Annotated in this window: 20 protein-coding genes and 1 tRNA gene; 19 read left to right on the forward strand and 2 right to left on the reverse strand. The window is 65.3% G+C overall.

The features are described 5' to 3' along the window. Positions 1–14: 14 nt before the first annotated feature. Both ACNSTU_RS01360 and ACNSTU_RS01365 read right to left on the reverse strand, forming a co-directional pair. Positions 15–887 carry a hypothetical protein gene (locus ACNSTU_RS01360; RefSeq protein WP_290637154.1) on the reverse strand — a complete coding sequence of 291 codons (873 nt, stop codon included), beginning with the start codon at positions 885–887 and terminating at the stop codon, positions 15–17. Positions 888–1,107: 220 nt separating this feature from the next. Beyond that, positions 1,108–1,183: transfer RNA gene (locus ACNSTU_RS01365), tRNA-Ala, on the reverse strand. Positions 1,184–1,277: 94 nt separating this feature from the next. On the opposite strand from ACNSTU_RS01365, the gene ACNSTU_RS01370 reads away from it, so the two are divergent. The 19 genes from ACNSTU_RS01370 (at position 1,278) to ACNSTU_RS01460 (ending at position 20,627) form a co-directional block, all read left to right on the forward strand. After that, positions 1,278–1,964, forward strand: coding sequence for a TIGR04283 family arsenosugar biosynthesis glycosyltransferase (locus ACNSTU_RS01370; RefSeq protein ID WP_290635363.1), 687 nt, complete (start codon positions 1,278–1,280; stop codon positions 1,962–1,964). Beyond that, on the forward strand, positions 1,964–2,602 hold the full coding sequence (locus ACNSTU_RS01375; protein ID WP_290635365.1) for a TIGR04282 family arsenosugar biosynthesis glycosyltransferase: 639 nt from the start codon (positions 1,964–1,966) through the stop codon (positions 2,600–2,602). Before ACNSTU_RS01370 ends, ACNSTU_RS01375 begins: the two co-directional genes overlap by 1 nt. A 77-nt stretch (positions 2,603–2,679) precedes the next feature. After that, positions 2,680–3,960 (forward strand): glucose-1-phosphate adenylyltransferase, encoded by a 1,281-nt coding sequence (gene glgC / locus ACNSTU_RS01380; RefSeq protein ID WP_418212017.1) that lies wholly within the window; start codon positions 2,680–2,682, stop codon positions 3,958–3,960. 19 nt (positions 3,961–3,979) lie between these two features. Then, a complete protein-coding gene (locus ACNSTU_RS01385; RefSeq protein ID WP_418212018.1) occupies positions 3,980–4,753 on the forward strand; it encodes an ADP-ribosylglycohydrolase family protein in 774 nt (257 codons plus the stop codon). 29 nt (positions 4,754–4,782) lie between these two features. Further along, positions 4,783–5,196 (forward strand): NfeD family protein, encoded by a 414-nt coding sequence (locus ACNSTU_RS01390; RefSeq protein ID WP_418212019.1) that lies wholly within the window; start codon positions 4,783–4,785, stop codon positions 5,194–5,196. 178 nt (positions 5,197–5,374) lie between these two features. Beyond that, positions 5,375–6,829, forward strand: coding sequence for a flagellin (locus ACNSTU_RS01395; RefSeq protein WP_418212020.1), 1,455 nt, complete (start codon positions 5,375–5,377; stop codon positions 6,827–6,829). 91 nt (positions 6,830–6,920) lie between these two features. After that, positions 6,921–7,319 carry a flagellar protein FlaG gene (locus ACNSTU_RS01400; RefSeq protein WP_418212021.1) on the forward strand — a complete coding sequence of 133 codons (399 nt, stop codon included), beginning with the start codon at positions 6,921–6,923 and terminating at the stop codon, positions 7,317–7,319. 48 nt (positions 7,320–7,367) lie between these two features. Continuing rightward, positions 7,368–9,323: a flagellar filament capping protein FliD gene (gene fliD / locus ACNSTU_RS01405; protein ID WP_418212022.1), complete on the forward strand. Its 1,956-nt coding sequence runs from the start codon at positions 7,368–7,370 to the stop codon at positions 9,321–9,323. A 22-nt stretch (positions 9,324–9,345) separates the two neighbouring features. Then, on the forward strand, positions 9,346–9,801 hold the full coding sequence (fliS, locus tag ACNSTU_RS01410) for a flagellar export chaperone FliS (protein ID WP_418212023.1): 456 nt from the start codon (positions 9,346–9,348) through the stop codon (positions 9,799–9,801). A gap of 11 nt (positions 9,802–9,812) precedes the next feature. Continuing rightward, a complete protein-coding gene (locus ACNSTU_RS01415) occupies positions 9,813–10,133 on the forward strand; it encodes a flagellar protein FliT (protein WP_418212024.1) in 321 nt (106 codons plus the stop codon). 304 nt (positions 10,134–10,437) lie between these two features. Further along, positions 10,438–11,940: a sigma-54 dependent transcriptional regulator gene (locus tag ACNSTU_RS01420; RefSeq protein WP_290633328.1), complete on the forward strand. Its 1,503-nt coding sequence runs from the start codon at positions 10,438–10,440 to the stop codon at positions 11,938–11,940. 121 nt (positions 11,941–12,061) lie between these two features. Continuing rightward, positions 12,062–13,378, forward strand: coding sequence for a sigma-54-dependent transcriptional regulator (locus ACNSTU_RS01425; RefSeq protein WP_290633330.1), 1,317 nt, complete (start codon positions 12,062–12,064; stop codon positions 13,376–13,378). A gap of 79 nt (positions 13,379–13,457) precedes the next feature. Continuing rightward, a complete protein-coding gene (gene fliE, locus ACNSTU_RS01430) occupies positions 13,458–13,781 on the forward strand; it encodes a flagellar hook-basal body complex protein FliE (RefSeq protein WP_290633332.1) in 324 nt (107 codons plus the stop codon). 17 nt (positions 13,782–13,798) lie between these two features. Further along, positions 13,799–15,529 (forward strand): flagellar basal-body MS-ring/collar protein FliF, encoded by a 1,731-nt coding sequence (gene fliF, locus ACNSTU_RS01435; RefSeq protein ID WP_290633334.1) that lies wholly within the window; start codon positions 13,799–13,801, stop codon positions 15,527–15,529. After that, a complete protein-coding gene (gene fliG, locus ACNSTU_RS01440) occupies positions 15,522–16,541 on the forward strand; it encodes a flagellar motor switch protein FliG (RefSeq protein WP_290633336.1) in 1,020 nt (339 codons plus the stop codon). The genes fliF and fliG overlap by 8 nt, the downstream gene beginning before the upstream one ends. Continuing rightward, on the forward strand, positions 16,528–17,316 hold the full coding sequence (locus ACNSTU_RS01445; protein WP_290633338.1) for a flagellar assembly protein FliH: 789 nt from the start codon (positions 16,528–16,530) through the stop codon (positions 17,314–17,316). Before fliG ends, ACNSTU_RS01445 begins: the two co-directional genes overlap by 14 nt. Next, positions 17,313–18,662 carry a flagellar protein export ATPase FliI gene (gene fliI, locus ACNSTU_RS01450; protein WP_418212025.1) on the forward strand — a complete coding sequence of 450 codons (1,350 nt, stop codon included), beginning with the start codon at positions 17,313–17,315 and terminating at the stop codon, positions 18,660–18,662. The genes ACNSTU_RS01445 and fliI overlap by 4 nt, the downstream gene beginning before the upstream one ends. A 15-nt stretch (positions 18,663–18,677) precedes the next feature. After that, positions 18,678–19,124, forward strand: coding sequence for a flagellar export protein FliJ (gene fliJ / locus ACNSTU_RS01455; protein ID WP_418212026.1), 447 nt, complete (start codon positions 18,678–18,680; stop codon positions 19,122–19,124). A 105-nt stretch (positions 19,125–19,229) separates the two neighbouring features. After that, positions 19,230–20,627, forward strand: coding sequence for a flagellar hook-length control protein FliK (locus ACNSTU_RS01460; RefSeq protein ID WP_290633344.1), 1,398 nt, complete (start codon positions 19,230–19,232; stop codon positions 20,625–20,627). Positions 20,628–20,743: the final 116 nt, after the last annotated feature.

The raw sequence follows: 20,743 nt of genomic DNA on the forward strand, positions 1-20,743 counted from the left end.
GAACCCGGGCCGGATCAGCCGGTGCGGTCCAGGGTCTGCTGCAGGCGTCGCGCGGGCTGGTCCATGTCCGAGCGGCGCAGTCGCAGGCCCTTTATGGCCGGCCGTGCGCCGGTGTCAGGCAGCGACGGCAGGATGCGGCTGATGCGCCGGACGACATCGTCTTCGCTTTCGTAGTCTCCGGCGGCGATGGCCGCGCTGATTGCGGCCGGCGTGATGCGCCCGACCCGGCTGCCGGGGCCGAGCTGGCGCAGGAGTCGGTGGGCGGTTTCATTGATGGCGCGGGCACTGGGGGCCGGCATGGCGCCGGGTGCGAGGTTGAGTACCGCCAGAAAGACGGTGCGCTCCTGGCCACCTCCCTGCCCACGCCGGCCGCCGAGCATGCCCTGCAGCACCTGGCAGAACCCGTCGTGATCAGGGAGGCCGGTCTCGGGGTCGAGGCCGGCGCGTTCCAGAGCCTGTCGGCCGGGGTGGGTCGGTGAGGGGAGGTCCGTGATCCGTCGCTCCAGCCTGGTGAGGTCGTCGGTCGCGGGGGGCGCTGCCGTGGTGTCCGGTGCCAGCAGCACCAGCAGTGCGGTTTCGTTGAATGTCGTGTCGATGCGGCGGGTGATGCATCCGCCGAAGCCGGCCCGGGATGATTCAATGGCGATGACGGAATGGAGCCCTGTCTCGCTCAGGTGGCGCAGCGGCCCGGCGCGCTGGCGCAACGTTGCGGCGAGGCCTTCCAAGGATTCCGCGGCAATGCTTACGGCCTGTCCCGGCCACGGCATCTGATAGACGAGCAGCGCCCGCCATGGCGTTGCCAGAGTCTGGATGTCGCGCATGAGCGCGAGGTGGTCTGGGCCCAGCTCCCCGTTGCTGCAGGGGGCGGACGCCGATTCCTGGTCCAATGGCCCTCCGGTATTCGCATCCAGTCCTTTCGTTCAGGGTGCCACGGGGGAGACACCCCCGGAAAGACCAGCCATCGGACACTGTGCACTCCGTCACGAGAATCCACGCGGCGTAGCAGCGTAGGGTGGACCTTCAGGTCCACCAATAAAGGGAATGGCACAAAAAAAGCCCGCACTACCGAAGTAATGAGGGCTTCAGGCCACCTTGCGGTGGCGTATCTGGTGGAGCCGAGCGGAATCGAACCGCTGACCTCGACAATGCGAATGTCGCGCTCTCCCAACTGAGCTACGGCCCCGAAAAACGGTGCTTAATATACCATCGCCGGGCGGCTGTACCAAGCCCGGGAAATCCCCCTTCCGCAGCCGGGCGTTCCTGCCTACTATGCGGGTATGCGTATCACCATCATCATTCCAGTGCTCGATGAGGCGGCGAGCATCGCCGAAACGCTGGCCCCTCTGCAGTCGGCCAGGGCGACTGGGCACGAGATCGTCGTGGTGGATGGTGGAAGCAGCGACCGCACCCGGGAGGTCGCCGCGCCTCTGGCGGATCGTGTGGTCGAGGGGCCGCGGGGGCGGGCGGCACAGATGAATCGGGGCGCGGAGCTGGCCTCCGGCGACGTCTACTGGTTTCTGCACGCCGACACCCGGGCGCCGGAAGGTGCCGCGGATGCCATCGTTGATGCCTGCTCCGGCGGGCGCCGCGCCTGGGGATTTTTCCGGGTCCGGCTGGACGCGCCGGGTCCCGCATTCCGCATCATCGGCACGGCCATGACCTGGCGCTCCCGCATGACCGGCATCGCCACCGGCGATCAGGGCCTGTTCGCCTCGCGACGGCTTTTTGACAGTGTCGGCGGCTTCCCGGCGGTGCCGCTCATGGAGGACGTGGCGCTGTCGCAGTCGTTGCGTCAGCGGCAGGTGCCGGTGCGCCTCCCGGAGCAGCTCAGCACTTCGGCCCGCCGCTGGCAGCAGCACGGTACCTGGCGGACCGTGCTGCTGATGTGGCGCCTGCGGCTGGCGTATTTCCTTGGCGCCGATCCGGCGCGCCTCCATGAGCGGTATTACGGGACGCAGCCGTAATGGCGGACTGGCTGTTTCCCGAAGGACGGATACTGCTGTTTGCCAAGGCGCCGGTGGCCGGGCGCGTGAAGACGCGCCTGCGCGGTGCCTGGGGTGCCCGAGGTGCGTGCCGAATTCATCAGCAGCTCTTCCGGCGGACGCTGGATGTGGTCCGTCGCAGCGCGGCGGCGCCGCTGGATATCTGGTGTGCCCCCGGTTGCGATCACCCCTGGATCCGCGCTCGGGCGCGGGAGGTTGACGCCGGACTGCGGGCGCAACCGCCCGGCGACCTGGGCGCACGCATGGCCGGCGCGTTCCGGGCGACCCTGCGCACCGCCCCGTACGCCATCATCGTCGGGGGCGACTGTGCCGCCCTGACGCCGGAACATGTGCGCAGTGCGTTTCAGCGCCTGCATGCCGGTGACGACGCCGTATTCACCCCGGCAGATGACGGCGGCTATGTGCTCATCGGCCTGCGCCGGCTGGACCCGGCGGTGTTCCGTACCGTGCCCTGGGGCACCGACGCGGTCATGGCCGCGACCCGTCGCCGGCTGCGCCGCCTCGACTGGCGTGCCGGCGAACTGGCGGCGGTTCCGGACGTGGACCGCCCGGCGGACGTTCGTCGCCTGCGCCGGGCCGGCCTACTGCGGAGCTGGTGATTGTGAGCGGCTCCGGCAGCCATTATCCTGAGCGCTCCGTTCGCCCGAGGGCGCCACTGGGATCTTGAGGACGCCGGATGTTCTTGGAACGCAATCCCCGCTTCGTTAGCCGTCTCACCCGGGACACCCTGGCCATGATCCTGGCCGGCGGGCGCGGTGGTCGCCTCGCCAACCTCACGGACTGGCGCACCAAGCCGGCCGTGCCGTTCGGCGGCAAGTTCCGTCTCATCGATTTCCCCCTGTCGAACTGCATCAACTCCGGCATCCGCCGCATCCAGGTGCTCACCCAGTACAAGGCGCACTCTCTGATTCAGCACGTTCAGCGTGGCTGGGGGTTTCTGCGCGGGGAATTCGGCGAGTTCGTGGAGCTGGTGCCGGCCCAGCAGCGGCTGGATCGTCCCCTGTGGTATGCCGGCACCGCCGATGCCGTCTACCAGAGCCTGGATATCGTCAAGGCGCACAAACCGGAGTACGTCCTGGTGCTGGCCGGCGACCACGTTTACAAGATGGACTACGGCCCCATGATTGCACGGCATGTGGAGTCCGGCGCCGACATGACCGTGGGCTGCGTGGAGACGCCGCTGGAGAAGGCGCGCGCGTTCGGCGTGATGAGCGTGGACGAGCACGGCCAGGTGCTGGAATTCACCGAGAAGCCGGACAGCCCCGAGCCGGTGCCGGGGGACGACGCCACCGCGCTGGTGTCTATGGGCATCTACGTGTTCAACCGCGACTTTCTCGAGCGGGCGCTGCGGGAGGATGCCGAGAATCCCGCGTCCACCCGGGATTTCGGCCGGGATGTCATCCCCACCGCCATCCACGACGCGCGGGTCGTGGCTCATCCGTTCCGCGATCCCCAGACCGACCAGCAGCCCTACTGGCGTGACGTGGGCACGGTGGACGCCTTCTACGAGGCCAATCAGGAACTGATTGGCTCGAGCCCGGAACTGGACATCTACGACGAGAACTGGCCCATCTGGACGTACCAGGCGCAGCTGCCTCCTGCCAAGTTCACCACCGGCACGGTGGCCGGCGAGCAGGTGCCCGGCATGGCTGTCGATTCCATGGTCTCCGGCGGCGACATCATCAATGGCGCCGTGGTCCGCCACTCGCTGTTGTTCTCTCAGGTTGCCGTTGAAAGCAACTCTGTGGTGGAGGATTCCGTGATCCTGCCGGCGGTGAGCGTCGGCCGGAACTGCCGCATCCGCGGCGCCGTCATTGATGAGGGCTGCCGCATACCCGATAACACCGTTATTGGTCATAACCCTGAGCAGGATCGCCGCCACTACCACGTCTCGCCCCGGGGGATCGTGCTGGTGACCGCCGAGATGCTCGGACAGGACGTCAATCACGTACGCTGAATGGCCGCGGAGGAGTGCCATGCTTGGAGCGATTACCGGCGACGTCATCGGCTCCGTCTATGAGCACTGGCCCGTCAAACACACGGATTTCCCGCTGTTTCATCACGACTGCGCCTTTACCGACGATACCGTGCTCACTGTGGCCATCGCCGACGCGTTGCTTGACGACGAATCCTACGCGTCCGCCATGCGTCGATGGGCGAGGCGGTTCCCCACGCGCGGATACGGCATTCGCTTTGCGCAATGGTTCATGTCGGCGAATGGCGAACCCTATAGCAGCTTTGGCAACGGTTCCGCCATGCGCGTCAGCCCCGTCGCCTGGTGGTTCGGCGACGAGGCCACTGTCCTGCGGGAAGCCGAGCGCAGCGCCGCCTGCACCCACAATCATGAAGAGGGTATACGCGGGGCGCGGGCAACGGCGTTGGCAGTTTTCCTGGCGCGAAAGGGTGCTACTCAGGACGAAATCCGTGAGCGGGTTATGGCCGAGAGCGGGTATGCGCTGGACCGATCCCTGGATGCGATCCGACGGGATTACAGCTTCGATGTCACCTGCCAGGGATCCGTGCCCGAAGCCCTCATCGCGTATCTTGAGGCAGACAGCGTTGAGGGGGCGGTGCGCAACGCCATCTCACTGGGCGGCGACGCCGATACGCAGGCAGCCATCGCTGGCTCCGTTGCCGAGGCCGCCTGGGGGGTGCCCGACGCCATGGCGCAGACCGTGTTGAAGAAGCTTCCTCACGACATGAAAGACGTGATCGCCCGGTTTCGCGGCGCCGTGGCCCTGCGTGCCTGATTCCGTGCAACGCTCCGGGTGATCTTGATATGAACAGCAGGCGCTCCGGCCAGCCCTCGTTTCTGCAGCATCCTCTGCTCCGCTACACCCTCCTGCAGGTGCCCGGCTTGCTGCTGCTCGGCAGCGTTCTCTACATCTTGCACGGCTGGGGCTGGCTCAGTGGCCAGGCCGTGTTCTGGGTGGCCGTAGCCTGGGTGGTCAAGGACGTCGCGCTCTATCCGCTCTATCGACCCGCGCTGATGCGCCCGCCGCAGCAGAATGTGGCAGAGAGTTTGCTAGGCATCACCGGCACAGCCCGAACGGAGGTGGCGGAGTCGGGCCTGGTGCTGGTTCGCGGCGAATTCTGGCGGGCGGAAAGTGCCGGGGCGGCAATTGCCGCCGGCAATCGTGTGCAGGTCTGTGGCGCTCGAGGGCGCGTATTGGTGGTGTGCCTCGCTGAATAGCGCAGGACGCAATGGTGTATCGAGGGGTGTTTTGTGACGCAGTTCACGAAAATGTGCCCGGCAACGCTAAAGTCCAGCCCCTTGTGGCCGTTAACCCGTGTGAGCCGGCGGAACCGACTGCGGAGCTGCTAAGGAAAACCGGCTACGACACTATCGGGACAACGTAGGGGTATAAACCATGTCTCAGGTCATTAACACGAACATTGCTTCGATCAACGCACAGCGCAACCTCTCTCAGTCGCAGAGCGATCTGGGTGTGTCGCTGGAGCGCCTGTCCTCTGGTCTGCGCATCAACAGCGCCGCTGACGATGCCGCCGGCCTGGCCATCTCCGAACGCTTCACCGCGCAGATCACCGGCCTGAACCAGGCCAGCCGCAACTCCAGCGACGGCATCTCCTTCGCCCAGACCGCCGAAGGCGCCCTGGGCGAGGTCGGTAACTCGCTGCAGCGTATCCGTGAGCTGGCCGTGCAGTCCGCCAACGACACCAACTCTGCGGGCGACCGCGAGGCGCTGGACAACGAGGTGCAGGAGCTGATCTCCGAGATCAACCGCGTCGCCGAATCCTCCGAGTTCAACGGTCAGAAGATTCTTGACGGCTCTCTTGAAGAACTTGTGTTCCAGGTTGGCGCCAACGCGAACCAGACCATCATCTCCGATGGTGTTGACGTGACCGGAGGCAACCTCGGCTCCAACGTGCTGCAAGGCGTAGCGGTCAACGATATGGAAGCAGTGGAAGGCGCCGAGATGGCGTTGAACGGCATTGATGTAGACCTGGACGGCGTCGAGAGCATCGCTGAGGTTGTCGGAAACATCAACCAGGTGGCGAATGAATCCGGTGTGACGGCGCGCCAGGATTCTCTCACTCGCGCCGTGCTTGGCGAGCTTGGCGACGACGTTGACTTTGAGGACGAAGGCTCGATCACCATCAACGGGTCGACGATCAACTTGGTCGGTGTAGACGACGATCTCGATGAGATCGCAGACCGCATCAATGACGCCTCTTCCAGGACGGGTGGCGTTCGGGCGTCGGTAGGGGATGATGGGCTCGTCCTTGAGAGTTCCTCATCCACGATTGATGTCGCGACTTCGGGTGTTGATGGAGACGGTGATGACGCGGACGTGTTTGGCGGAGATCTCGGAGGCGATCTGAGCGCTGATGAGGTGACGTTCGAAGCCGGCCTCGTCCTGGAGACGGAAGTCGACGGCGCGATCAACATCGCCACTGATGACGTTGAGGCCATGGCAGCCCTTGGGCTCGGCGAAGTTGACGATCCTGATACTCCTACAGAGTTCATTGCATTCGATACCGAGAACCGGACTGTTGACAACAGCGTCGATGTGCTGACTCGGGACTCCGCAACGCAGACCATCGAAGTCATGGATGCGGCCATCAACCAGGTCAACGGCGCACGCAGCCAGCTCGGTGCGGTGCAGACCCGCTTCGAGTCCACCATTTCCAACCTGGACGTGAGCTCCGAGAACCTGTCCGCTGCCCGCAGCCGGATCCAGGACGCGGACTTCGCCGAAGAGACTGCAGCCCTGACCCGTGGCCAGATCCTGCAGCAGGCCGGCACCTCGGTGCTGTCCCAGGCCAACCAGATCCCGCAGAACACCCTGGGTCTTCTGCAGTAAGGGTTCGATTGGCGTTAATCGATTCCCGGGGCAGCTCGCCCCGGGAATCGCTGATAGGCGCCTCACGGGGTGAGCCGTCAGGAGAACAACAATGAGTGAATCAGTCGGATTTGTGCCGTCGGTCTCCAGCACTGGAAGTGGCAGTGGCGGAAGTAATCCCACGGTAACCCGTACAAGCGTGGAAAAGGCAAGCGATCAGCAGGGGCGGCCGTTAGAGCAGGCCGTGAGAGCGATCGAGAACAAGGTGCAGGCCGGAGACCCGGCCTCACGAAGTGAAGTCCAAGGCGCGATCGATCAGATCAATGATGCGGTGCAGATGGTTCGCACCGACCTGGAGTTCAGCGTTGATGATGATACCGGCAGGGCCGTAGTGAAAGTCCTCGAGTCCCGGTCGGACGAGGTCATACGGCAGATCCCCGCAGAAGAGATTCTCACTATTGCGGAGAATATCGAGGAAATGCGGGGCATTCTGTTCGACGACCAGGCCTGATCTGCCAGTCCGGATAGGCTGGCAATAAGTAGCGCAAGGGGATGAACGATGTCTTCAGTAAGCTCGTTGGGAGTAGGTTCCGGGCTCGACATTCGCCAGATTGTGGACGATCTGGTGGCTGCCGAGCGGGCACCGGCCGAAAACCGGATCGAGCGCCAGGAAGAGCGCCTCGAGACCGAGATTTCGGCGTTCGGCAAGGTGCAAAGCCTGATGGGCGATTTCCAGTCCAACGTGGCCGAGCTCCAGGATCCGGACAGCTTCGTCAGTCGGGATGCGTCCTCCACGAGCGATGCTGTGGGTATCTCCGCCGGTGATAATGCCGAGGATGGCTCCTGGAGTGTGGAGGTGCAGCAGCTCGCCCAGGCTCAGCGATCGGTGCTTAGTGCTGACAGCATCGAAGATCGTGACGAACCCCTAGGCACGGGCGAGATCACCATCGAGTCCGGTGATCGCGTCAGCACCATCACCATCGATGAGAACAATCAGACCCTGGAAGGCATACGTGATGCCATCAACCAGTCCACTGCCGGTGTCGACGCATCCATCATCAACGACGGCAATGGCCAGCGGCTGGTTCTCAACGGTCAGGACGAGGGCGAGGCCAGTGCCTTCACCATGGAGGTGGACGGCGATCTCGCAGCCGTGCTGGATCCCGATGGCGAAGGTGCCCTTGATGAGCTGCAGGCCGCGCAGGACGCCGAGTTCAGCGTCGACGGGCTGACCATGACCCGGTCCAGCAACCAGGTGGACGATGTGTTGGACGACATCACGCTGGACCTGGAAGGTGTTACCGATGGCCCGGCTACTGTCAGCGTTAGCACGGACAGTGCCGGCATCCAGTCCCAGGTTGAGGGCTTTGTTGAGGCGTTCAACGAATTTCAGGGCGGCATCAGCGAACTGACCAACTTCGACCCTGAGACCGAAGAAGCCGGCCCGCTGAACGGTGAATCTTCGGTGACCGGGATTGTCTCCCAGCTTCGCAACACCATCACCGAACCCGTGGAAGCCCTGGAAGGGCGTGCCGTTCGCTCCATGGCCGACATCGGTATTTTGACCACGCGCGACGGCTCACTTGAGCTGGATCCGGCGCGCCTTGATGATGCCGTGCGCGAGGATCCGGAAGCGGTGACCGCGCTGTTCGCCGAGAACGGGATCGTGGATGGAGAGGGTTTCAGTTTTGACGGCGCCACCAGTGCGACAGAGCCGGGGCAATTCGCCGTTAACGTGGACGAAGCGCCTGCCCGTGCCGCGTTGCAGTTCGAGTCGGACGATTTTGATTTTACCGAGCCACCGGATAGCGACCGCGATTTCCGGGTTGCCGTGGATGGCGTCGAGTCCGGTGTGCTCACCCTGCCGGCTGAGGATTTCGAGACCGGAGAAGAGCTCGCCCGCGCACTGCAATCGCTGATCAACGGCGATGAAGCACTGAACGATGCCGGAGCCCAGGCAACGGTCTCGTTCGACGGTGATGGCGGCTTTACCATGGAGTCGCGGACGCTGGGTGAAGACTCGACCATCGAGATCACCGAAGCTGCGGATGGGCCTAACGATATCGGCGGTCAGCTCAACTTCCCGGTCGGGGAGCAGGCGACGGGGCAAGACGTCGCTGGCACCATCGGCGGGATGGAGGCCGATGGTACGGGCCAAACGCTGACTGGCTCCATGGGAGCCGCTGATGGCCTGAGTGTGCAGGTGGATGAGGGGCAGGAGGGCGACCTTGGCCTGCTGACCTTCTCCACCGGCCTAATGTCCGACCTGGATAACCGCATCAACGCGCTGATCGGGCCTCAGGGCAGTCTCACCTCCCGCGAAAGCTCGCTGAACAACCAGCTGTCGGATCTCGACGACGACCGCGCGCGGCTGGACCAGCGCATGGCGCGCGTGGAAGACCGGTACGTCCAGCAGTTCACGGCCATGGACAGCATGGTGGCCGAGCTGCAGCAGACCAGTGAGTTTCTCAGCCAGCAGCTGCCGGGTGGCGGCATGAGTGGCGTTTCCCTGTAAGGGAGAGACCAAGGAGCGAGCCATGACCTACGCGAACATGAAGCTCAACCAGTATCAGCAGGTGAACAGCCAGTCCGCCGAGTACGCGGATCCGCACCGTCTCATCCAGATGCTCATGGAAGGGTTCATTACCCGCACGGCCGAGGCCAAGGCCGCTATGGAACGGGGTGATATCAATGCCAAGAACACCGCTGTGAAGAAGGCGTGTGGCATTCTGCACGGGCTGCTGGATTCCCTGGACTTTGACAAGGGCGGTGAGCTGGCGAGTAACCTGGCGTCCATGTACTTCTACCAGGAAAAGACCCTGCTGCTGGGCCACTCCCGCAACGAGCCGGAAAAGCTGGACGAAGTGATGCGGCTGATGCGGGAGGTGAAGGCCGGCTGGGATGGCATCCGGGATGAGGCCGTGGAGCAGCCTGCCAGCACGAAGGCGCCCGCGGCCCCCGCCAATGCCGGAAGTATCAGCGTCTCCGGCTGAGGAGCTGCAGCATGTCTGCTGACGAGAAGAAGCAATCCGCCCGGCGCCTGCTCGGCCTGTCCGAGCAGATGCTGCGGGCGGCCCGCCAGGGCGAGTGGGCCTCGGTGGCCGAGCTGGAGGCCCAGCGGCGTGATCTCAGTCAGCAGCTGTTCGCCGACCCCGTGCCCGCGGAAGCGGCCGACGTCGTGAATCACTGCGTGCGGGAGCTGCTGGCGCTGGACCCGGAACTCATCCAGCTGGCCGAAGCGGCGCGGGATGAAGCCGGGGAAGCGGTGCGCCGGACCCAGACGGGCAAGACCGCACTGTCGGCTTATCGGCGCTATTCACGTTGATTCTCACCACTTGATCGCAAGTTCTGCCAATGGCAATTGTAAAACAATAGCTTACGTTGTTTTTGTGACTTAACGCCTGAAATTTTGGCTGCGTTCCTGCCAGAGCCTGCGTGAACCGCGTCGCATTCCTGACGCCGTATCGTTGACACTCCACCGGCCCCCCAATACCGTCGAATCATTGGCGTCGCCGCTGTGCGACGCGTCAAGAGAATCGACCGGGGACGGACCCCCTCCAAGGTCATAATCCAGACAGGATCGACCCATCCTTTGGCAGGGGTGGGCTGCGGTTTCACCGGGGGTGCGCGTGGTTAGTGTCTATATCTACGACGAGGATCGTGAGCGGGCAGCTTCCGTAGAAGCGATCCTCCGTTTCCAGGATAACGAGGCAAGCAGCTTTTCCGAGCCGGACCATCTCGAGGCCGCCGTGCGCGACGATGAGCCGGCGCTGGCGCTGTTCACCGTGGAGTCCGGAGACTCGGGCTGGGTCGCCGCGCTGGAGCGGCTGAATCAGCGGACCGACGATCTGCCGGTTTTTCTGCTGCTGCCGGACGACGCACCGCGGGTCGCCGCGGAGAACGTGGCCGGCAACGTTCTGGGTTCCCTTGAACTGCCGCTGCGGCAGGCGCAGTTCACCGCTGCCCTCAAGCAGGCCCTGAATCACAATGCCCAGCGACGTGATCGGTTGGCCCGCAAGTCGGGTGTGCCGCGCCTGGTCGGGGAAAGTCGGCCGATGAAGCGGGTGAAGAAGCTTATTGATCAGGTGGCGGCCACCGATGCCAGCGTGCTCATCCTCGGCGAGTCCGGCACCGGCAAGGAGGTGGTGGCCCAGAACATCCACGCCCGCTCCGCGCGTCGTAATGGCCCCTTCGTCCCCATCAACTGCGGCGCGATCCCGCCGGACCTGCTTGAGAGCGAGCTGTTCGGTCATGAGAAGGGCGCGTTCACCGGTGCCATTACCGCCCGCCAGGGGCGTTTCGAGATGGCGAAGGGCGGCACCATCTTCCTGGACGAAATCGGCGACATGAGCCCGGACATGCAGGTGAAACTGCTGCGGGTTCTGCAGGAGCGGACCTTCGAGCGCGTGGGCGGCAACAAGCGCATCGAGGCGGATGTGCGGGTGCTGGCAGCGACCCACCGTGATCTCGATGCCAGGATCCAGGACGGCTCCTTTCGCGAGGACCTCTTCTATCGGCTGAACGTATTCCCCATCGAGACGCCGCCGCTGCGCGACCGGTCCAGTGACCTACCTGTATTGGTAAAGGAGTTGACGAGCCGCATTGAAGACGAGGGCCGCGGCTCCGTCAGGCTGTCCTCGGAAGCGCTGTCCGTGCTCAGCCGTTACGAGTGGCCGGGCAATGTGCGTGAGCTGTCGAACCTGATCGAGCGCCTGGCGATCGTCTGTCCCTTCGACGAAGTGGTTGTGGACGAGTTGCCGGAGAAGCTGCTGCGCGACATGGGCGTGGACGCCGACGACGCGCCCGAGGCTGCGGCCGAGGAGCCCGTCGCAGTGGCGGAAGTCGAGTCCATCGAAGTGGCCGGTGACAGCCTGGCGCCGGAGACCATGCCCCGCCTGCCCGCCGTCAACGGCAAGTCGCCCCGGGATCCCGACGCACGGTTGGTGAAACGGACCAGCGGTGGCATCGACCTGCGCTGGTACCTGGGTGAGCTGGAGCAGCGGCTCATCCGTGAGGCGCTGGAGGAGTCGGACGGTGTTGTAGCCAAGGCAGCCGATCTGCTGCAGCTGCGGCGGACCACGCTGGTGGAGAAATTGCGCAAGTACGACATCCGGCGACCGGATGTAAGCTGAGTCGCCCCCCGGGCGGATTCCCGTTCGGGTCTGTTCTGGCATGCGTTCTGCATTACTCACTCCAACGAAGCGGAAACCGCCGGCGAACTGACGCCGAGGTCCGGAATGCGGAGGGTGCGCCGTGTCAGATAACAAGATCCTGGTTATCGCAGCAGACGAGACCACGCGCGAAGCGCCCTGTGCGGCACTTGACGCTGCCGGTTTCGAGCCCCTGCCTGCGACAACTGTCGATTCCGCCTGCGATCTGATTGCACAGGTGCCGGTGAGCCTGGCCCTGGTCCACGGTGCCAGCACCGGTGATTGGCGTCAGTTGCGGCGCCACGCGGGGGCGCCTCCGGTGGTGGTGATGGAGCAGGGCGCCGAAGTGCCGCGGGCCGTGCAGGCCATTCGTTTCGGTGCCGTCGATTTTCTGACGAACCCCGAGGACCCGCTGGCCGTGGTGGCGGTTGCCCGCCGTCACGCGGTGGCAACGAATAGCCGGGGCGTGATCGCAGTGGATGAGCGGACCCGCGGCGTGCTGGACCTGGCCCGCCGTGTGGCACCGAAGCCGGTCACCGTGCTGCTCAACGGTGAGAGCGGCACCGGTAAAGAGGTCTTCGCCCGCTATCTGCATGAACAGTCGGATCGGGCCGATGGGCCGTTCGTGGCCGTGAACTGTGCGGCCATCCCCGAGAACATGCTTGAAGCGTTGCTGTTCGGGTACGAGAAGGGGGCGTTTACCGGCGCCACCCGCACCCACCCAGGGAAGTTCGAGCAGGCCGCAGGCGGCACGCTGTTGCTGGATGAGATCTCGGAGATCGCCCCGGAGCTGCAGGCCAAGCTGCTGCGTGCGCTGCAGGAGCGCGAAGTGGAACGGCTCTGCGGCACATCGCCCATTCCGGTGGATGCCCGGGTCGTTGCCACCACCAACCGGGATCTGCGCCAGGCGGTGCAGAACGGGCAGTTCCGGGAGGACCTGTACTACCGCCTGCATGTCTTCCCGATCCAGCTCCCGCCGCTGCGGGAACGGCGCGACGACATTCTGCCGCTGGCGGATGCGTTCCTGCGCAAGTTCGGCGACGGCGGGGCCACCATGTCGCCCGCGGCGCGGCACATGCTGCGGGAGTACGACTGGCCCGGCAACGTGCGCGAGCTGGAGAACGTGATACAGCGGGCCCTGATCCTGGCTGACGACGGCTGCGTGGATGCCGAGGATCTGCGGTTTGAGCTGGGGCCGCTGTCCGCGGCGGTGCCCGAGGCGGACGCGTCGCTGGACGACAGCATGAAGGACAGTGAGCACCGCCTGATTCTTGACACCCTGCGGCAGGCCAACGGCAGTCGCAAGATGACCGCCGAACGGCTGGGCATCAGCGTGCGCACCCTGCGCTACAAGCTGGCGCGCATGCGTGATGATGGCGTTCAGGTCCCCGACAGCAGTGCCATGGCGCAGGTCGGCTGACAGTAATGGCCCCGCCGTGGGTGTGGAAACGGAAACGAAACGACGGCCCTGATGGGCCGTTGCCAACGGAGGCGAAACGATGAACCCGGTGAACAACGACAACGTCATGCAGGCGCTCGAGCAGATGCAGGCCATGGTCGATCGTGCCGGCGGCGCGCAGGAAGCGGAACAGGCGGCGGACGGCCCGCAGTTCGTGAACGCACTGCGCGAGGCGCTGGATGGCGTCAACAACTCCCAGCAGGAATCGGCTGCTCTGCAGGATGCGTTCATCAGCGGCGAGGACGTGGACCTCACCGACGTGATGGTGTCGATGCAGAAGTCCTCGGTGGCGTTCGAGGCGACCAAGCAGGTCCGCAATCATCTGGTAGAGGCGTACCAGGACATCTACAACATGCCCGTGTGATTTGAGGTTAGTCCAGCATGGCTGAGTCACAGGCACTGAGCTCCCGGGACGCCCAGGACCTCTCTGCAGACCCCCAGGGCGTCGCCGACGCCGGCTCCGGAACGACCGGTCGACCGTGGGAACGCTTCCTGCGCCGGCCGACGGATTTCCGTCAGGCCGGCTTGATCGGTGGCGTCGTTGCGGCCGTCGCGCTGGGTGTTGGCGTCTTCTTCTGGGCTCAGCAGCCCTCCTACCAGACGCTCTACAGCGGCCTGAGTGATCAGGATCGCGCCCAGGTGGTCGAGGCGCTGCGGGAAGCCGGAGCCGGCGTGCGCCTCAATAATGATACCGGTGCCGTGGAGGTACCCCGCGGCGATCTGCACGAGGCGCGCCTGCATCTGGCCAGCGAGGGCCTGCCGGAGGGGCAGGGGACCGGCTTCGAGATGCTGGACGAGGACCAGCGCTTCGGCACCAGCCAGTTCATGGAGAGTGCCCGCTACCAGCGTGCTCTGGAAACGGAGCTGGCGCGCTCCGTCCGTTCCCTGAGCGCGGTGAGCAACGCGCGCGTGCATCTGGCCATTCCCGAGGATTCGGTATTCGTGCGCGAGGATACCCGGCCTACCGCCTCGGTGGCGCTGGACCTGCACGGCGGGCGCAGCCTCAGCGAGGGGCAGGTGCAGGCGATCGTGCACATGATCTCCAGTAGTGTGCCGGAGATGACGGAAGACAACGTCTCCATCGTGGACCAGAACGGCAACCTGCTGACCCAGGACGAAAGCCGCGATGATGGCATGTCCGGCAGTCAGTTCGAGGTGCGTGAGCGCCTCGAACGGGATTATCAGCGCCGCATCGAGGAGCTGCTGACGCCCATGGTCGGCTCCGGCCGCGTCAAGGCGCAGGTCAATGCTGACGTGGACTTCTCCCGGGAAGAGACTACCGAGGAGATGTTCGACCCGGATGCCACCGTCATCCGCAGTGAGCAGACCAGTGAAGAGCGGGGTTCCGGCTCCGACATGGCGCTGGGCATTCCCGGGGCCCTGACCAATCAGCCCCCGGGTGGTGGCGAGATCGGCGATGGCGACGACAACGGCGGCTTCATGGGCCCCGGGCTCGACATCACCAATACCGCGACGCGCAACTATGAAGTCGGTCGCATCATGCGCCACCTGCAGCGGCCGGAAGGTGCTGTCGACCGGCTGACGGTTGCCGTGCTCGTGGATCAGCCCATGGTCGAGGGCGAGGAAGAGGGTGAGATGGTCCAGGAGGCCATGAGCGCGGAGCAGATCGAGCGCATCACCCAGCTGGTGCAGGACGCCGTCGGTTTCGATGAAGACCGCGGCGACCGCGTGAACGTGGTCGATGCAGTGTTCGAAGAGGTCGATACCGGCGATGCGGTGCCCGATGTGCCGCTGCTTGAACAGCCCTGGATGCAGGAGCTTCTGCGCTGGCTGATCGCGGGTGTCGTCGCACTGGCCCTGATCCTGTTCGTGGTGCGGCCGCTGGTGCAGGCGCTGATCGGCGGGACCCGGGCATCAGGCGAGGACGCCGATCCGGATGTGGATGGCCTGCCGCCCGGTGCGGCCGTCGGACCTGACGGGCAGGTGCAGCAGCGCCTGACCGGGCCGGATGTGGAGAGCGGCTCCATTGGTCAGAGCTCGGCCATGGCCGTGGACCAGAACGAGAAGGTGGAAGCGGCCCGGGAAGTGGTGCAGAGCGACCCGACGCTGGCGGCAAGTGTGGTCAAGGGCTGGTTGAACGAAGATGAGTGACGGCAACAACATCACGGCGCAGAACCTCAGCGGTGCCGAGCGCGCAGCGATCTTCATCATGAGCCTGGGCGAGGACGACGCCGCCTCGGTGCTCCAGCACCTGGGGCCGCGGGAGGTTCAGGTGCTCGGCCAGGCCATGACCGGGCTGCAGAACGTCAGCCGCGAGCAGGTGGGTCGGGTGATGGAGCAGTTCGTCATTGGCGTCAGCGAGCAGACCTCGCTCGGTATCGGCAGCACCGACTACATCCGCTCCGTGCTGGTGAAGGCGCTGGGCGAAGACAAGGCCGGCGGCATCATCGACCGCATTCTCATGGGCGGCAACAGCCGCGGCCTGGAGCAGATCAAGTGGCTGGATGGCCGCACGGTGGCCGAAATGCTGCGGCTGGAACACCCGCAGGTCACCGCGATCGTGCTCTCCTACCTGGACCCGGATCATGCCGCGTCCGTACTCTCGGAAATCCCCGAGCGCATGCGCCACGACGTGGTCATGCGCATCGCCACACTGGACGGCGTCCAGCCCGCTGCCCTGCAACAGCTCGACGAGATCATGGAGAAGCAATTCTCCGGCAAGCAGCGGATCAAGTCGTCGTCCATCGGCGGCGTACAGGCCGCGGCCAACATCCTCAACTTCCTGGACACCAGCGTCGAAGGTGGTGTCATGGAGGCCATCGGCGAGGTCGACGAGGAGCTTGGCAACCGGATCCAGGATCTCATGTTCGTGTTCAACGATCTGGCGGCGCTGGATGATCGCAGCATGCAGACGCTCATGCGCGAAGTGAACACCGACAGCCTGGTGCTGGCCCTCAAGGGCGCCAGTGATGGGGTCAAGGACAAGGTCTTCCGCAACCTGTCCCGGCGCGCCTCGGAGATGCTGCAGGACGACCTGGAGGCCAAGGGCCCGGTGCGGCTCAGCGAGGTCGAGGGTGCGCAGAAGGACATTCTGAGTATTGCCAAGCGGCTTGCCGACGAGGATCAGATCTCCCTGGGCGGGGGTGGCGATGAGTTTGTCTAAAGTCCTGCGCGGTGCGGAGGCTGAAGCGGTCAGCCTCTGGGAACTTCCCTCCGTGGACGGCAACGTGGTGAATCAGCGCGGCGAGCCCGAGGAACCGCCTGAGCCAGAGATGCCGGAGATCCAGCTTCCAACCGAAGAGGAAGTGGAGGCGATACGCGAAGAGGCCCGCCAGGCGGGCTTTGCCGAGGGGCGGGACGCGGGTTACGCCGAAGGTGAGCGCGAGGCGCAGGCGGCCAGCGAGAAAGCCGCGAAGAAGATCGAGAAAGAGCAGCGCCAGCGCCTGAAAACGCTGGACAGACTCATCCGGGCTCAGGCCCGCCCCCTGGAACAGCTTGACGACGAGGTGCAGGATCAGCTGCTCAGCCTGGTGCTCACCCTGGCACGTCAGGTGATCCGCCGTGAGCTGCAGATGCAGCCGGGGGAGATACTCGGCGTCATCCGCGAATCGGTGGCCTTGTTGCCGCTGGCGGAGCGGGACGTCACTGTGCGCGTTCACCCCGAGGACCACCGTTTTCTCCAGGAACTGCTCGGCGAAGAGAGTGACGAGCGGGCGTGGACGCTGGTGGATGACCCGGCCCTCAGTCGTGGCGGCTGCGTGGTGCAGGCGCAGCGTGCGCGGGTTGATGCCAGCCTGGAGACGCGGCTGGCGCAGCTGGCCAGCCAGTTGCTCGGCGCCCGGGAAGAGGATCTGCGTGACGATGACGGTGCGGCGAACGCCGATGAAGAGCCGGACGCCGACGAGAATACTCCGGCCCCCGACGAGGAGCGCTCATGAGCGAGCCCAGCGCCGTACGCCGGGATCAGTGGCTGGAGCGTCTGCGTTCGGTGGAAACGCAGGTGGAACGCCCCAGGCCCGTGCCCAGTGGCGTGCTGCGCCGCATGGTCGGACTGACGCTGGAGGCCGAGGGGTGCCAGGCGCCGGTGGGCGCACGGTGCCTGGTTTCCACGCCCCAAGGCCTGGAAGTGGAAGCGGAAGTCGTCGGCTTCGGTAACGACAGTCTCTATCTCATGCCCACGGGCGATGTGCACGGCCTCACGCCTGGCGCCACGGTCACCCCGCAGGAAGGTGTGTACGAGGCCACCGTGGGCAAGAGCCTCCTGGGTCGCATTCTCGACGGCGCCGGGCGCGCCATCGACGGGGGTGGCAGCCTCGGTGCCACCGAGCGCATGCCGCTGTTGGGGGAAGCGTTGAACCCGCTCTCCCGGGCGCCCATCCGTGAGCCACTGGATACCGGTGTGCGTGCCATCAACGGCCTGCTCACCGTTGGCCGCGGGCAGCGCATGGGGCTTTTTGCCGGCAGCGGGGTCGGCAAGAGCGTGCTGCTGGGCATGATGACCCGCTATACCAACGCCGACGTGGTGGTGGTCGGCCTGATCGGTGAGCGTGGCCGCGAAGTCAAGGAATTCATCGAGGACATCCTCGGCGAGGAGGGGCTGAAGCGCTCCGTAGTGGTTGCCGCGCCCGCCGATGCGTCGCCGCTGATGCGGCTGCACGGCGCCATGCAGGCCACCGCCATCGCCGAGTACTTCCGCGATCAGGGGCAGCAGGTGCTGCTGCTCATGGACTCGCTCACCCGCTACGCCCAGGCGCAGCGGGAGATCGGGTTGTCCATCGGCGAACCCCCCACCACCAAAGGGTATCCACCGTCGGTTTTCGCCCGCCTGCCCAGGCTGGTTGAGCGCGCGGGGAACGGCGAGGTGGGCGGCGGCTCGATTACCGCATTCTACACCGTGCTCGCCGAGGGCGACGATCAGAACGACCCCATTGCTGATGCCGCCCGCGCCATTCTGGACGGGCACGTGGTGCTCAGCCGCGATCTTGCCGACTCCGGTCACTACCCGGCCATCGACATCGAGGCGTCCGTGAGCCGGGCCATGCAGAATATCGTGGACCCGGAGCACCGGGTCATGGCACAACGGTTCCAGCAGATCTATGGCGTCTGGCGGCAGAACCGCGATCTCATCAATGTGGGTGCCTACCAGCCCGGGACCGACCCACGTGTGGACGAGGCCATAGAAATGCGGCCGCGACTGCTGGAGTATCTGCAGCAGGACCTGCATGCCGCGGAGTCCCTTGGGAGCAGTATCGAGAAGCTCCAGGCCGTGCTGCCCACTCAATAACAGACGGGGGTTGGAATGTCGCGGCTGAAGCGTTTGCAGACGGTGGAAGGGGTAATGGACGAGAACGCCGAGCGCGCCGCCCGCGCGTTCGGGCAGGCGCAGAACACCCTGGCGCAGGCCGAACAGCGGCTGGTGCAGCTGCAGCAGTTCCGCGCCGATTACCACAACCGCCTGGCGGACGGGCAGGGCGAGACCATGGACGCCTTTCGTCTGCGCGATTTCAACGCCTTTCTCGTGCGCATCGACGGAGCGATCGAGCAGCAGCGCCGCCAGATCGAGGAGGCGCGCCGGCAGGTGGAGCTGGCCAGGGAAAACTGGAATGCCGAGCGCAGCCGGGCGGACGCCATGGGCAAAGTCGTGCAGCAGGAGCAGCGCTCCGAGCAGCGGGTTGCCGCCCGGCGTGAGCAGAGCGAGGCCGATGAACTGGCCCAGCGCATGTTTATTCACCGTAACGGCATGTAGTAGAAAGAATTTTTGAGTGCTCTTCTGTCCCGGTTATCAACCGATCCAGGTTGGCCCTTCTCTTGCAAGTAAGCCCGTCAATACGTCCTTCATTGGGAGAATGTCATGCAGGGGCTGCAACTGCTGGAGTCCGCGTTCAGGGAGATGAACGGGCAGAAAGGCGAAGGACCGGCGCCGGATGGCAAGGACGGCCGCGCCTTTCTGGAGGCGTTGCTGGAGACCGAGGGGCTGCGGGATTCCGGCTTGACCGTCGAGGATCTGGAGGCGTGGGTCGCCAGTCAGGGCGGCAAGGGCTTGCCGCTGGGTGGTCAGGACTTGCCGCTGGCGGGCAAGCCGGGTACGCAACCGGATGCGCAGGCAGGCAAACAGCTTCAGGGCATGCAGATGCAGGGCGCCCCGCAGGGGCGGATGGCCGCCTCCGACGGCCAAGGTGGGGCGTTCGTCTCCACGGACGCCATGCTGCAAAGCGGCATGCCCAGGGGCGAGCCGCCGGCCGACAGGGTCATGCAGGCGGACAGTCCTGCCGGGCTGGCCGACCAGCCCCTGGAGCTGGACGATGCCACGATTCAGCAACTGCTGGACGAAGGCTTTGCGGTGCAGGAGCTGGTGGACGCCGGCGTGCCGGCAGACCGGATTCCCGCTGATGCGCTGGCGGCGGAAGGTGTTCCGCGCGACGATCTCATGCGTGAAGCGGCGCGCCGGGAAACCCAGCAGACCGAGGCCGCCCGCGCCGACGCCATTCGTGCCCGCGCCCAGGCCATTGAGCAGGGTCGCAGTGCCGACGATGGGCTGCTCAACGACATGCTCAGTTTCGGTAACGGCATACCGGGACAGATGGGCGGCAACGAGGACAGCCTGGAGATGGCCCGGCGGGATACGCTGACGCAGTCGTCCATGCGTGCCGCACAGCTCCAGGGCCAGCAGGCGGCGGATCTGGCCCCGGCCCAGGCACGCAGTGGTGACAGCGAGGCGCAGCCGCAGTCCGACAACGCCAGGCATGCGCAACTGCAGTTCCAGCAGGTTTTCCAGACTGCGAACGCTGCCCCACAGCAGACCGGCATGCCTACATATAATGTGCCCCAGTCAATGGATCAGTCGGGCTGGGGTCAGGCAGTCGGCGAGCGCCTGGTGATGATGGCGAATCAGAACGTGCAGCAGGCGCGCATCCAGGTGAACCCGCGCGAGCTGGGGCCGCTGGATGTGAACATCCAGATGCGTGACGACAAGACCATGATCACGTTCCAGGCCCAGAACGCCGTCACCCGTGAGGCGCTGGACGCCGAACTGCCCCGCCTGCGGATGATGCTCAGCGACAACGGCATCGAGAATGCGGAAGTCTCGGTCGGCAAGGAGGACCCGGGCAATCCGCAGGGCGAGACCGAGCTGGCCGAGGGGTTCGCCCGCGGGGACACCGGTGACGGCGCCGAGTCCGAAGAGGACGAGGATGGCGTGGCCCTGGACAGCGACCGGATTCGTCGCGGGCTGGTGGACCACTACGCATGATCCGGTGACGAACCGGCGCTCCGCGGGGCTCCAGTCACCGGTTGCGGTGCCGATAACCTGTCAGGAATAGGGTGCAAGAGCCCCGGGATTCGCGGGGAGAACAGAAGGGAGAGGGC

Source organism: Aquisalimonas sp. APHAB1-3, assembly GCF_048323695.1.
Lineage (GTDB): Bacteria > Pseudomonadota > Gammaproteobacteria > Nitrococcales > Aquisalimonadaceae > Aquisalimonas.

Coding starts and splice junctions, on each gene's coding strand:
- ACNSTU_RS01370 (WP_290635363.1), top strand. CDS start 1,278: ATGCGTATCACCATCATCATTCCAGTGCTCGATGAGGCGGCGAGCATC.
- ACNSTU_RS01375 (WP_290635365.1), top strand. CDS start 1,964: ATGGCGGACTGGCTGTTTCCCGAAGGACGGATACTGCTGTTTGCCAAG.
- glgC (WP_418212017.1), top strand. CDS start 2,680: ATGTTCTTGGAACGCAATCCCCGCTTCGTTAGCCGTCTCACCCGGGAC.
- ACNSTU_RS01385 (WP_418212018.1), top strand. CDS start 3,980: ATGCTTGGAGCGATTACCGGCGACGTCATCGGCTCCGTCTATGAGCAC.
- ACNSTU_RS01390 (WP_418212019.1), top strand. CDS start 4,783: ATGAACAGCAGGCGCTCCGGCCAGCCCTCGTTTCTGCAGCATCCTCTG.
- ACNSTU_RS01395 (WP_418212020.1), top strand. CDS start 5,375: ATGTCTCAGGTCATTAACACGAACATTGCTTCGATCAACGCACAGCGC.
- ACNSTU_RS01400 (WP_418212021.1), top strand. CDS start 6,921: ATGAGTGAATCAGTCGGATTTGTGCCGTCGGTCTCCAGCACTGGAAGT.
- fliD (WP_418212022.1), top strand. CDS start 7,368: ATGTCTTCAGTAAGCTCGTTGGGAGTAGGTTCCGGGCTCGACATTCGC.
- fliS (WP_418212023.1), top strand. CDS start 9,346: ATGACCTACGCGAACATGAAGCTCAACCAGTATCAGCAGGTGAACAGC.
- ACNSTU_RS01415 (WP_418212024.1), top strand. CDS start 9,813: ATGTCTGCTGACGAGAAGAAGCAATCCGCCCGGCGCCTGCTCGGCCTG.
- fliE (WP_290633332.1), top strand. CDS start 13,458: ATGAACCCGGTGAACAACGACAACGTCATGCAGGCGCTCGAGCAGATG.
- fliF (WP_290633334.1), top strand. CDS start 13,799: ATGGCTGAGTCACAGGCACTGAGCTCCCGGGACGCCCAGGACCTCTCT.
- fliG (WP_290633336.1), top strand. CDS start 15,522: ATGAGTGACGGCAACAACATCACGGCGCAGAACCTCAGCGGTGCCGAG.
- ACNSTU_RS01445 (WP_290633338.1), top strand. CDS start 16,528: ATGAGTTTGTCTAAAGTCCTGCGCGGTGCGGAGGCTGAAGCGGTCAGC.
- fliI (WP_418212025.1), top strand. CDS start 17,313: ATGAGCGAGCCCAGCGCCGTACGCCGGGATCAGTGGCTGGAGCGTCTG.
- fliJ (WP_418212026.1), top strand. CDS start 18,678: ATGTCGCGGCTGAAGCGTTTGCAGACGGTGGAAGGGGTAATGGACGAG.
- ACNSTU_RS01460 (WP_290633344.1), top strand. CDS start 19,230: ATGCAGGGGCTGCAACTGCTGGAGTCCGCGTTCAGGGAGATGAACGGG.